The sequence below is a fragment of the Sphingobacterium sp. BIGb0165 genome (assembly GCF_024810095.1).
Taxonomy (GTDB): Bacteria; Bacteroidota; Bacteroidia; order Sphingobacteriales; family Sphingobacteriaceae; genus Sphingobacterium; species Sphingobacterium detergens.
The window spans coordinates 209,848-222,281 of the sequence record NZ_JANUEB010000010.1 but is presented as its reverse complement, the minus strand read 5'-3'; the positions used below and the strand labels follow the sequence as shown (position 1 = coordinate 222,281).

The following is a 12,434-nucleotide window of genomic DNA, read 5'->3' as shown; positions in this document are numbered from 1 at the left end:
CCTAACTGTAAATCTAAATTAATTCGATTTAGTTTTGACAAAAGACAACAATACGGCTTGCCGTTTGTTGTCATAAATGAAGAACATTAAAAATACAAAATAACAGATGGAAAAAGTTCAAAAAAGGACTAAAATTGTCGCAACATTAGGCCCTGCTTCGGCAGACAAACAAGTTTTGACCAACATGATTGCCAAAGGGGTTGATGTGTGTCGGTTGAATTTCTCTCATGGCAGCCAGGCAGATCACCTTAAGGTAATCGAAACTATAAATGCAATAAATAATGAAACCGGATTCAATGTTGCCATCTTAGCTGACTTACAAGGTCCAAAGATTCGGATCGGAAAAATGAAAGAGGGTGGTGCTGTTCTCGTAAATGGTTCAAAAGTTGAAATTACCACACACGAACTCATTGGAGATGAAAACAGAATCTACATTACATACGAAAACTTTCCAAACGATGTTGAAGCCAACGAAATCATATTACTTGATGACGGAAAACTTCAACTTCGTGTTTTAGAGACCAACCATAAAGACACGGTTACTTGTGAAGTGGTGCATGGTGGTGTCCTTACTTCACGTAAAGGCGTAAACTTACCAAACACCAAAGTATCTATCCCTTCATTGACTGAAGAAGATTTAGATAACTTAAACTTTGCATTGGATCACGGAGCTGATTGGATCGCGATGTCATTCGTTCGTTCGGCAGAAGATATTGCACAATGTAAAGAAATCATTGCTGCAAAAGGAAGCCACGCACGCGTAATCGCGAAAGTAGAAAAACCTGAAGCAATCGAAAACATCGATGCAATCATCGAAGCTACCGATGCTGTCATGGTTGCTCGTGGTGATTTGGGTGTTGAACTTCCAATGGAAGAGGTGCCAGGACTTCAGAAGATCATTGTCCAAAAATGTAGAGACCTTTCAAAACCCGTAATTATTGCTACGCAAATGCTAGAGAGCATGATTACGACACCTCGCCCTACTCGTGCTGAAGTAAACGATGTTGCCAATTCAGTATTGGATGGTGCAGATGCAGTGATGTTAAGCGGCGAGACTTCTGTGGGTGAATTCCCTGAGATTGTAATCGAAACAATGAGTAAGATTATTATCCACGTGGAACAAACTTCTTATCCTTATTATAATGAGAAAGTTAGTGAAATCCACGACGGAACACTTATTCCAGACGCGATTTGCGCTTCTTCAGTTTATCTTGCTCAAAAAACAAATGCTTCAGCAATCGCTGTCTTGACTTCTTCCGGAGCAACAGCATTTGAAATTACAAGCTACAGACCAAACGTAGACATCTTAGTATTTACCGGAACAGAAAAACTATTGAAACAATTGAGTTTGCTTTGGGGTGTGAAAACATTTATCTACGACAAATTTGAGAGCACAGATGGTTCTATCCATGATGTCAATAGATTTATTGTAAAAAACAACTATGTTAAACCGGGATCAATTATCATCAATACGGCATCAACTCCGTTAATTGAAAAAGGTAAAACAAATACAATCCGTGTTTCTCAGTTGTAAGAAATAGGATCATAAAAAAGAAAGGCATTCTCATGATGAGAATGCCTTTCTTTTTTATTTCTTGGGATATAGGGTGTCTATCTTTAATTTGAAATCTTTCACTTTCAAACTATCTTCCAATAGCCTAAACCGCAATGAATCCTGTTGTGATTTCCTTCGCTTGGGCGATTTTTCTGTTCCCGGCATCGGCGCCAAACTATCCAAATTTTTAGACTTCTTAATAGGCATTTTATACTTAGCTGATGTGGTATCTAATCCAAGGACTGGCATCTTGGATTGTTTATCCTGCAGTAACGGGCGATGCTCTTTTAGTTTGATCTGGCCAAAAGCAATCCCCACTGTAAAAGACAATGCCAATGATAATACATAAGTTTTCATAACATAATCTATTTTAACTTCTAATTTACAACAACATAACCAAGATTTAAAGCAATTGCTGTTAAACATTGTTAAAACAACTCCAAAACAAGTTAGCATCTTTATATTTGTAACAATTCAAGTAAAGCAACAGATGGAATGTGGGAATGGCTCAGCATCACAGGCTGCAATGCGCCCATGATGCTATTGAATATATAATATTTGCAAAACATAATTTCATGAAGAAAAATAGTATTGTATTAATCATTGGACTAATGTCTTTGGCACTAATCGGGGTATTGGCTATGCAATTCTATTTTCTACGAGATTCCTACCGTCAAAAATCACAGCTCTTTGACGAGTCCGTCAATGCCGCACTTACGGCTGTAGCCGGCAAACTCGAACGACGCGAAGTTGTCGATTTCGCGAAAGTACAACAGGAGCGCAATATCGAAAAATCCAAACAGGAACAGGCGAAACAACAACAGTTGACCGAACAGCTCCAACTGCAAACTCAGATTGAGGATCTGAGAGGCAAATTGGACCATATATATCAAAAATATAAATTAGAAGAAGATAGATTAAAAGCAACCTATCCAAATATTATTAATATCGAAAACTGGTTTTACGAAACCTATGTCAAACGAACTCAATACCAAGATCTCGTTGAAATTAACATCGTTAAAACCCCGACAAGTGGACTATATTACCAAGAAGATATTCTTGTTTCTGCAACAAAAACGATTCCACGTGTAGAAGGGAAAGACGACAGTACTCGGTTTCTGGTTGTTCATATCGATGATTTCAAAAGGTTGCTGGCAAAAAGTATTATCGCTCTTCCCCCGAGATCTAACCCAAAACTATCGAAAAGAATTTTTGAGCTAGAAACCAAATTAAATAAACTGTCGAAAAAAAATGCAGGCTATGGCTTCAATGTTTACGACTCTGTCGCCATGCTTGGTGGTAAAAAGGCTGATTACATCGAAGACGTCGCTATCGGAATGGAGTTGGCAAAAAGACCGCTTAAGGATCGGTTGAATATTATTATTGTTCAGGAACTCCTAAAAGAAGAATTGATCCATCGCGACATCAAAGCACCGTTTAATATCGAGATATGGAGCACCAGCAATATTTTGCTAAATAATATTCTCAATGAGGCCGAACTAAATAATCCCATAAATACCACAAAGTATTCTACAGCGCTATTTAAAGGCGATGTTGGTGCTGCCCCAGGGAAGCTGACCATATACTTCCCAAACAAAAAGGCGATCATAGCAGATAATATGAGCTACTTGCTACTTCCTATGCTCACACTTTTGTTTCTATTGGTCGGATGTTTTGCTTATACACTCATCATTATCTTTAGACAAAAGAAGGTATCTGAGATGAAAACTGACTTCATTAATAATATGACCCATGAGTTTAAAACTCCTGTGGCCACGATCATGATCGCCAGTGAATCACTCAAGGATCCTGACATCAATGCAGACCACAAACGAGTGCAGAAATTGGCCAATATCATCTACGATGAGAACGTTCGTCTCGGGAATCATATTGAACGTGTATTAGACTTAGCAAAACTGGAGAAAGAAACACTGAAACTCGACCGCGAAGATGTACATATCAATGACCTCGTAGCCGCTGTCACAGACAGTATGCAGCTCCGGATGCAGAATATCGGCGGAAAATTCAGTGTCGACCTCGCGGCAACAAAAGATATTGTTGTCGGGGATGAACTGCATTTCTCCAATGTATTTTACAATCTAATGGACAATGCAATTAAGTACAGTAAAGGAGATCTACATGTAAATATCAGTTCTAAAAATATTGGCGACAACATTGTTATCACCATCGCAGACAACGGAATCGGCATGAGTAGGGATCACCTTCAAAAGATATTCGATCAATTTTATCGTATCCCCACAGGGAATGTCCACAACGTTAAAGGTTTTGGTCTGGGCTTAAGCTATGTTCAGGATATTTTGAGAAGACTCAATGGAAGAATCACCGTAAAAAGTGAGAAAGATAAGGGCACAACCTTTGAAGTAATTTTGCCCGTAAAAAAATAACACGTTCCTTTTTTGTATATTCAGGGAACATTAGTGAAAATTAATAGATTCATTATGCAAAAGATATTATTAGCAGAGGATGATCCCAATTTGGGGGATCTTTTAAAGGACTATCTCGAATTAAAGGGAAAATTTGACGTTACGCTCTGTATTGATGGAGACGAAGCCGTTTCCCAGTTCAAAAAAAATGATTATGATTTATGCATTTTCGATGTCATGATGCCAAAAAAAGACGGTTTTACCGTGGGCCGTGAGATCAGAAAAACAAATAGCACCGTACCGATTATCTTCGCCACTGCAAAAGGCATGATGGAGGACAAGACAGAAGCGTTTGAATTGGGTGGAGATGATTATATCACAAAACCTTTCCGTGTTGAGGAATTACTTCTTCGGATAAATGCTTTATTGAAACGAAGTGTCAGAGATAAAGAGGACGAAGTAGTTGCAGATAAGTTTGAAATTGGAGATTACTTTTTCGATTATACGAGTCAGCAGATTTCCTACAAGGGTCAAATGCAAAAACTATCGACCAAAGAGGCTGAATTGCTTCGCCTACTTTGTTTAAAAAAGAATGATGTATTGACCCGGGAAGAAGCTTTATTAAAAATATGGCATGACGACAATTACTTCACAGGTAGAAGTATGGACGTATTCCTGAGCAAACTTCGTAAATACCTAAGAGAAGACAGCAAGGTTGAAATCGTCAATGTCCATGGTAAAGGTTACAAACTCCTGGTGAGTTAAAGGCATAGAGGGTGAGATACCAATGCGTGATTTCACCCTCTTTTCCAATGAAAAGAAAGAAATAAAACATTTCTATCCTTAGTAGAATATAAAAAATAGATGCACTTTTATAAAAAATTTGCATATCAAAAAGAAATGTTCTAACTTAGCATCGCTTATAGAGAAAGGCAGAGGGAATAGACCCGATGAAGCCTTAGCAACCTGTCCCTTGACAAGGTGCTAAATTCTACCCTACTTGATATGGGAATGATAAGCCGAAGTCACCGAATTCTAGTGTGTCCTTCTCTCTCTAGCAAGAAATATAGTTGAAAAGAAATATTAAAAACATTATTATGTTATTGACTAACAATTTAGGTTACCCTCGTGTGGGCGCGTTCCGCGAATTGAAAAAAGCCAATGAGGCCTATTGGGCTAAAAAATCTTCTGTTGAGGAATTATTGGACACAGCAAAAAAAATTCGTGAAGGCAATTGGAAAACACAAAAAGATGCTGGAATAGATTTGATCCCTTCCAACGACTTCTCTTTTTACGATCAAGTATTGGATTTAACCCTTACTGTTGGTGCAATTCCTGCTCGTTACCATTCTTTGTTGAATAAAGTAGACAACAACTACAGCTTAGACTTATATTTTGCAATGGCGCGCGGTTTCCAACAAGAGGGAATCGATGTGACTGCAATGGAAATGACCAAGTGGTTGGATACCAACTACCACTATATGGTTCCTGAATTCACAAAAGATCAAGAGTTCAAATTGACTTCTGAGAAATTCTTAAATGAATACAACGAAGCAAAATCATTGGATATTGAGACAAAACCAGTTTTACTTGGCCCAATCACTTACCTTTTGATCGGTAAAGAAAAAGAAGCTGGTTTCGACCGTATCGACCTATTGGACAAATTAGTTCCTGTATATGAGCAAATCTTGTCTAAATTGGCAGAAGCTGGAGCACAATATGTTCAGATCGACGAACCTTTCTTGGCTTTGGATTTAGATGCAAAAGTAAAAGCATTATACCAACCTACGTTTGAGAAATTGGCTGCAGCTGCCAAAAACATCAAATTGATTGCGACAACTTACTTCGAAGCTTTAAAAGACAACGAAGATATCGCGGTTAACTTACCTATCCATGCATTACACTTGGATTTAGTACGTGGAGAAAACCAATTGGATACCGTTTTAGCTAAAGTTCCAGCTTCATTGACATTATCTTTAGGTATTGTTGAAGGCCGTAACATCTGGAAAAACGATTACGAAAAATCATTGGTTAAAATCAAACAAGCCGTTGATGCATTAGGCAAAGACCGCGTTTGGATTGCTCCTTCTTCCTCTTTATTGCACGTTCCTTTTGACTTAGATAATGAGCATAATGAGCAATCATTACCTGCTGAAGTTAAAAACTGGTTAGCATTCGCAAAACAAAAATTAGCAGAGGTAAAAGATCTAGCGATCTTAGCAGAAGGTGAAGTTGATGCAGAAACAACAAAACGTTTCGAAGCCAACAAAGCTGCTGCAGAAAGCCGTCGTACTTCTCCGTTGATCCACAAACCAGAAGTTAAAACACGTACAAGCAACATTACTGATGATGATGCAAAACGTACATCAGTTTTTGCTGACCGTAAAGCGGCACAACAAGTGAAATTCAACCTGCCAGCATTCCCTACAACAACAATCGGTTCTTTCCCACAAACAAAAGATGTGCGTAAATGGAGAGCTGATTTGAAAAAGGGATCGATCACACAAGAAGAGTACGATAAAGCGATTGCTGAAGAAACAGAAAATACAATCCGTCTTCAAGAGCAACTGGATATCGACGTATTGGTTCACGGTGAGTTCGAACGTAATGACATGGTTGAATACTTCGGTGAGCAATTAGCTGGATATGCATTCACACAAAATGGTTGGGTACAATCCTATGGTTCACGTTGTGTGAAACCTCCAATTATTTATGGAGATGTATACCGTCCAGAAGATATGACTGTACGTTGGTCTTCATACGCTCAATCATTGACAAACCGTCCGGTTAAAGGGATGTTGACTGGTCCTGTAACAATCTTACAATGGTCTTTCGTACGTAACGACCAACCACGTTCAACCACAACTTACCAAATCGCATTAGCGATCTTAGACGAAGTTCAAGCTTTGGAAAAAGCAGGTATCAAAATCATTCAGATCGATGAGCCGGCGATCCGCGAGGGATTACCATTGCGCAAAGCAGATCAAAAAGATTACTTAAACTGGGCTGTACGTGCATTCCGTGTATCTTCATCCAATGTTGAAGATGATACGCAGATCCACACACACATGTGTTACTCTGAGTTCAACAACGTGATCGAAGATATCGCAGCAATGGATGCAGACGTAATTACAATTGAGACTTCACGTTCTCAAATGAAATTATTGAATGCTTTTGCAGGTGATTTCAAATACCCGAACGATATCGGTCCTGGTGTATACGATATCCACTCACCACGCGTACCAAGCAAAGATGAGATGGTAGACCTATTGCGCAAAGCAAAAGCAGTAGTTCCTTCGGAACAACTTTGGGTTAACCCTGACTGTGGTTTGAAAACTCGTGCTTGGCCTGAAACTAAAGCTGCTTTAGAATCTATGGTTGAAGCGGCGAAAATCTTAAGAGCAGAATAATTCTTAAACTATATTGATAAAAGCCCAAGATGAAATCTCATCTTGGGCTTTTTTTTGAATACTTTATCCGGAATCAAGCGTCTTCGTCTGTTATTTACTTCGCTTTTTGTCCGTCTTATTCATTTCCAATTTTCCTTTAATCCGATCTTCAATAGACTTTATGATCGTGGACAGATCGCTGTTCAGATTATCCAACTTGGCCATTTTGAGGATTTTTAAAGCCTTTTTGTATTTCTTTAATTTCTCAAGTAGCAACACCTTCTTGATCCAGATTACAGCCAGGGACATCCCCGGCAATGTCAACGCATATTTGATGGTTTTCTTTGCCGCTTCGTAATCCCCAATGTCTATCAGGGTCTGTATAAAATAAGGATACACCTCCAAAGCATACACATTGTGGCTTAGAGCCTCCTGAAAATATTTCTTTGCCTGTTCATAATCAAACAGCTGCTCCGCATAGACCCGCCCCATTAGGCACAATGCCATGGTATTGGATTCATCGCATGACAAGGCATAGGATAAGGATTCTAGCGTATCCTCCAGATAATATGGATAATTATCCAAGGCCTGGAGAACATATTTATTCACTGAATTCATCGTTTTTTTTAAAACATTACATGAGTATTGAGCTTCTCGCGGCTACCTCTAGCCACACAGATGCCATTTCCTTTTATCGGTTAGATCATCTCAAATGATCTCGTGGCAATACAGACATCACAATCCGATGTCATATACAAATGCCAAAAGTGGTCCGGAAAAGAAGATTAAGAGAGTGCGGTATTCCGGAGAATATGCCCAAGACTCTTCTTTAAGGACGAAGCTGGGGTTTTTAGTATAGCAAACATATTCTTCCGTTTTTTTATTTTATATTAATACCTTATTGTGCTGCAAAGATTCAAAATATTTATCAAATTACAAAATATTTGATTATTAACAACTTACAAATACGCTATATCATTGGCATATTATTGTCATATCGTTTTTTTTAAAATCATAAACCTTTTAGTCATTTTCGTTTCATGGAAAGTCAAAAAGTAAATCAACTCATCAAACAATCTAGAAAGCTCAGAGGACTGACACAACAGGATCTCGCCAATCAAGCCGGTCTATCTTTAAGAACAGTACAACGAATCGAAAAGGGGACAGAAGAGATCAGTGGTTTCAGTTTAAGACAAATCAGTCAGATTTTAGAAATTCCTTTAGAACAATTAATTATGCCAAATGTAAATCAAATAAGTATCGACAAAAATCAAAGTGGAAGTATAAAGGCACTTTATCTAGCTTCCTTAACTTTTCTGGTCAACCCGCTATTAGGTCTGTTGGTCCCAGCGATTATGGGCTACACCAAGCAAAATAAAGATGCTCAATACAGCAAGTATCTAAAAAAGATAATCATCATACATGCCACCGGTCTTTTATTTCTCGGCGCCTTTATAGGTTATATTTTTGCGGCAGATTTTTCCATATTCAACTGCCCACGTCTTTAAATTATATCTTTACAGGCTGGCTTTTTCTGTTAATCCCCATATGCTATTACGTCGTGATTATCATCTTCACAGCAGTAAACTATTTTAGAATTAAAGGAGCCGATGTAAGTTAAGATTAACTGGTATTCAGCTTGTACAAATAGATTTTATAAAATCAGAAGAACTCTTCTTCCAAAAGAAATAATAGGAGATAGAAACCGTCAATAAAGTATTATCATGGCTTCTTTTGGACAATCAATACCCAATCATTTTCTAGCATCAGGTAACCCATCTCATAGATAAATTTATAGGTTTGCCCTTTATTATTAGCAAATGTATGTGTGTGGAATTTGAAATCAAAACCCAGTCTCTTTAATTTTTCCCCTTGTACCTTTATCATCCCTTTCCCCTCACCGTTTAGTATATCCATTAGAATACGGCGGTTTTTGCGCAAGATATTATTCAGATTGCGCACTAGATTAGTTTGATCGCTATTCAGTTTATTGTTATATGCATTTCGGCAAGAGTCATCACAAAAGCGCTTATCCGATCTTCCCTTTATATTTTGCCCACATTCCAAACAGACTTTTTCCATAGTGTTTAATATGAATTTAAACGACAACAAACGGTTACAACCGACTATAGTCGAATACAAATGGTAAACAGACGATTATTATTCCCTCTCCTTTTCATCTTTGCTCAAGGTCATTCCACATCCATTGAAGGTTATGGCCTATAACTAAAATAAGAATTATTAGAAACATTTAAAAATCAGACAAAATGAGCACATTACGTAACAAAGTACAATTAATCGGTCATTTAGGAAATGATCCTATCATCAAAACCACTTCAACAGGGACAAATTACTCTGTTTTACGACTTGCCACGAATGATCTTTTCAAAAACAAAGCGGGTGAATGGGTTGAAGAAGTACAATGGCATACACTTGTTGTTTGGGGTAAGCAGAATAATACCATTGAAAAGAGATGTAGTCGCGGGACCAAACTGATGGTTGAAGGGAAACTTACCTATCGTAACTATGAAACTGCTGATGGAACAAAAAGATATATTACTGAAATCAAAGTTGATAGCTTTTTGATTCTATCAGATCAAACTTGCTCAAACGAGGATATTCCAGTACTACAAGAGGAGGATGAGGATGAGCTCCCGTTTTAATTTAGGGATAAAAAGAAAGTAGGACATCTAACGTTGTCCTACTTTCCGCTTTATATCAAAAAAACTATTTTGTTGCACTCGCAGTTAACTCTGCTGCTAGCTTTTGAGCATACTCTGTCCATAGCTTTGCGTCTTCCGGAGTTAATTTAGTAAGAGCAGTAGCTGTTTTTGTAGCCCACTCCTGTTGCTTTCCAGCTAACTCTTGGATTTTAGTCGCATCTCCACTTTTAGCAGCAGCAACATATTCATTCACATATTTTGTGTAATCGTCTGCCAACTGCTGTGCTTCTGGAGAGCTAAACTTAGGCACTGCAGTAGTCGTAGTTGTTTCTGTTGTTGTTGTCTGCGCAACACCACCTTCAGTATCAGTTGTAGTGACTGTATCCTTTGTTTCTACTTTTTTGCTATCTGCATTATTACAAGAAGCAAAGAAAATTGCAGCAATTGCCGCAGATAATATCATTTTTTTCATGAAACGAATAAGTTTATAATAAATTAAAATTATTTACCAACTTAAATTTGGATTATTTTATTTTATAATCCAAATATATTTTTTTCACAAAACAAATAAATATTAAAAAATCTCAGTTTTTCTCTTTCCCATGCGTTTAAGTTTAAATCTCTGATGATTGCAATAGTCTCCCTATTGTAACAAAACCGTGGCTTTAATTACGATTCTGGCTCCTCCAGGTCTCCAAAGGGAGATACTCTCCGGAAACGATGTCCAGAATCTGGATATTCTTGCAATCACTCTTGTTCAAATAGAAATGATAGTAAGGTTCAAATCTTTCTTCACTATTATATCCAGCGGTAAGAGAATACAGCTCTCTTCCATCTTGTTTCAAACTATCGATCATAAACGAGATATTGGCCTTGTGATCAGTCAAGCTATCCAAATTTCTTTTACCTTCCTCAACCTCTTTCAGCGCCAGGATTAATTTCATCGCCTCTTCTGTTGAACAACCAGTTTTCTCCCCCATTTTAGCTGAACTATCAATTTTCTCTAAAGTTGGTTTTTCAGGGATTTGGTCACTTTTCGGTTTATTAGACTCATTGCTTTGACAGCTGATAAAAGCAAGGAATGATACCAAAAGGACAAATAAGATTTGCTTTTTCATCTGTATAAATTATTTGTTCATCAATTATTTTCAGATTAACGTATTATTCATAAGTATTTATTTTCAATGGCATTCATGAGCTCAATCGTTCGGTTCACTCGTTTCACTCTGCCTTTGGCGGTATAAGTGTTGATCTCATCAGTACAAATGAGCTGGTGTTTGGCCCCGACCACCAATGCAAGTCTATATTCTTTCAAATTTACCATACAATTTCCAAAAGTTTCCCTTCTCGGCCAACACAAAGTCAACCTTTTTCCAAGCGTTTAATACCAAGCTTATTTCTCTTTCTGCCATGCTATATTTTCCAATAAAGAACTCCTCTGCCGAAAAACACAGACCAAAGGCATTATTTAGTGTATGCAAGCTTTCAATATCAATTTCTTCAAAAAATAGAATCGATTGTGCTGTTCCTGCAAAATCACCTGGTACCGGTATAGCATCCATATACTCCATTGCAATAAAACGATTACGGCTTTGTAGCGGGAACTCAATGACCGGAAGTTCATTTAATTTTGACACATAGGTACAAGCATCTAACAACGTCTCCCGCTCCAACAACGGAACCTGCGACAGTCGTTTGCCACCTAATGTAGGGATATCGGGCTGAAAATAATCGTTAAAATTGAGGATCTCGTTAACGGATAGATTTTTTTCAATCAGATGCTGCACAGGAATGCCAAAATAATTTGCAATTTTCAGGACAATCTCAATTTTTGGTTCAGCACGCATCTCTTCGTAAGATGAAATATTACCTCTAGTGAGATTAAAAACATCTCCAAAAGCCTGTTGGCTCAGTCCTTTCACCTTTCTCAGCTTCTTAATATTATTCCCGACGTTACTCATTTTAAAAAAAAATTAATTTTTTCTTGCAAAATATTTTTGCAATTCACTATCTTTATGCAAAGAATATGTGCAATATATAAAAAACTTGATTATGTACTTCTCAAAAATTGAAAATTATATCGCCAATATCGGTTATAACATCACTCATAAAGATGAAAAAGAAGGTGTTTTTGTTATCGAAAATGAAGATGATGGTATTCGCAATCTCATTGTGGGTATTGCGCAGCCTATCATAATTTTCGAGCAGTACCTATTTACCATAAACAACGAAAACATGGACATGTTCAAATCGTTGCTCATCAAAAATAGAGATATCATCCATGGCGGGTTTGCCTTGACAGAGGATGGCAAAAAGGTCATATTCCGATATACCATGCAAATACATAATCTCGATCAAAATGAATTTGATGCGGCTATTAATTCGCTCAGTCTTTTGATCAGCGAATACTATAATCAGTTAATAAGTTTTTCAAAATTATAGA

13 protein-coding genes and 1 riboswitch are annotated in these 12,434 nt (G+C 37.6%); of the genes, 7 read left to right on the top strand and 6 right to left on the bottom strand.

Features of this window, described 5'->3' with window-relative positions; translation table 11 throughout:
• Positions 1–106 precede the first annotated feature (106 nt).
• Positions 107–1,534 carry a pyruvate kinase gene (pyk, locus tag M2408_RS22475; RefSeq protein ID WP_120261765.1) on the top strand — a complete coding sequence of 476 codons (1,428 nt, stop codon included), beginning with the start codon at positions 107–109 and terminating at the stop codon, positions 1,532–1,534.
• Between the two features lie 54 nt (positions 1,535–1,588).
• Here the strand turns inward: pyk and M2408_RS22470 are convergent, their stop codons facing one another.
• Positions 1,589–1,912 (bottom strand): hypothetical protein, encoded by a 324-nt coding sequence (locus M2408_RS22470; RefSeq protein WP_259186807.1) that lies wholly within the window; start codon positions 1,910–1,912, stop codon positions 1,589–1,591.
• Between the two features lie 218 nt (positions 1,913–2,130).
• Between M2408_RS22470 and M2408_RS22465 the strand changes: the two genes are divergently transcribed.
• The 3 genes from M2408_RS22465 (at position 2,131) to metE (ending at position 7,349) form a co-directional block, all read left to right on the top strand.
• On the top strand, positions 2,131–3,960 hold the full coding sequence (locus M2408_RS22465; RefSeq protein ID WP_259186806.1) for an ATP-binding protein: 1,830 nt from the start codon (positions 2,131–2,133) through the stop codon (positions 3,958–3,960).
• A 54-nt stretch (positions 3,961–4,014) separates the two neighbouring features.
• Entirely contained in the window at positions 4,015–4,704 is a 690-nt protein-coding gene (locus tag M2408_RS22460; protein WP_120261768.1) for a response regulator transcription factor, read from the top strand.
• A 152-nt stretch (positions 4,705–4,856) separates the two neighbouring features.
• Positions 4,857–4,960: riboswitch (SAM riboswitch) on the top strand.
• Positions 4,961–5,036: 76 nt separating this feature from the next.
• Positions 5,037–7,349: a 5-methyltetrahydropteroyltriglutamate--homocysteine S-methyltransferase gene (gene metE, locus M2408_RS22455; protein WP_310447524.1), complete on the top strand. Its 2,313-nt coding sequence runs from the start codon at positions 5,037–5,039 to the stop codon at positions 7,347–7,349.
• A gap of 90 nt (positions 7,350–7,439) precedes the next feature.
• Here the strand turns inward: metE and M2408_RS22450 are convergent, their stop codons facing one another.
• Positions 7,440–7,946: a lipopolysaccharide assembly protein LapB gene (locus M2408_RS22450; protein ID WP_259186802.1), complete on the bottom strand. Its 507-nt coding sequence runs from the start codon at positions 7,944–7,946 to the stop codon at positions 7,440–7,442.
• Between the two features lie 422 nt (positions 7,947–8,368).
• On the opposite strand from M2408_RS22450, the gene M2408_RS22445 reads away from it, so the two are divergent.
• On the top strand, positions 8,369–8,836 hold the full coding sequence (locus M2408_RS22445) for a helix-turn-helix domain-containing protein (RefSeq protein ID WP_259186801.1): 468 nt from the start codon (positions 8,369–8,371) through the stop codon (positions 8,834–8,836).
• Positions 8,837–9,050: 214 nt separating this feature from the next.
• Here the strand turns inward: M2408_RS22445 and M2408_RS22440 are convergent, their stop codons facing one another.
• Entirely contained in the window at positions 9,051–9,410 is a 360-nt protein-coding gene (locus tag M2408_RS22440; RefSeq protein WP_259186800.1) for a hypothetical protein, read from the bottom strand.
• A gap of 185 nt (positions 9,411–9,595) precedes the next feature.
• Here M2408_RS22440 and M2408_RS22435 point away from each other — a divergent pair, with 185 nt between their 5' ends.
• Positions 9,596–9,991, top strand: a complete 396-nt coding sequence (locus tag M2408_RS22435) for a single-stranded DNA-binding protein (protein ID WP_259186799.1) — start codon at positions 9,596–9,598, stop codon at positions 9,989–9,991.
• A gap of 64 nt (positions 9,992–10,055) precedes the next feature.
• On the opposite strand, the gene M2408_RS22430 is transcribed toward M2408_RS22435, so the two are convergent.
• The 3 genes from M2408_RS22430 to M2408_RS22420 all read right to left on the bottom strand — a co-directional run bounded on the left by M2408_RS22430 (position 10,056) and on the right by M2408_RS22420 (position 11,952).
• Positions 10,056–10,463, bottom strand: coding sequence for a hypothetical protein (locus tag M2408_RS22430; RefSeq protein WP_120261774.1), 408 nt, complete (start codon positions 10,461–10,463; stop codon positions 10,056–10,058).
• A gap of 193 nt (positions 10,464–10,656) precedes the next feature.
• Entirely contained in the window at positions 10,657–11,109 is a 453-nt protein-coding gene (locus M2408_RS22425) for a hypothetical protein (RefSeq protein WP_259186795.1), read from the bottom strand.
• Between the two features lie 183 nt (positions 11,110–11,292).
• On the bottom strand, positions 11,293–11,952 hold the full coding sequence (locus M2408_RS22420) for a helix-turn-helix domain-containing protein (RefSeq protein WP_259186792.1): 660 nt from the start codon (positions 11,950–11,952) through the stop codon (positions 11,293–11,295).
• A gap of 91 nt (positions 11,953–12,043) precedes the next feature.
• Between M2408_RS22420 and M2408_RS22415 the strand changes: the two genes are divergently transcribed.
• Positions 12,044–12,433, top strand: coding sequence for a YbjN domain-containing protein (locus tag M2408_RS22415; RefSeq protein WP_120261777.1), 390 nt, complete (start codon positions 12,044–12,046; stop codon positions 12,431–12,433).
• Position 12,434: the final 1 nt, after the last annotated feature.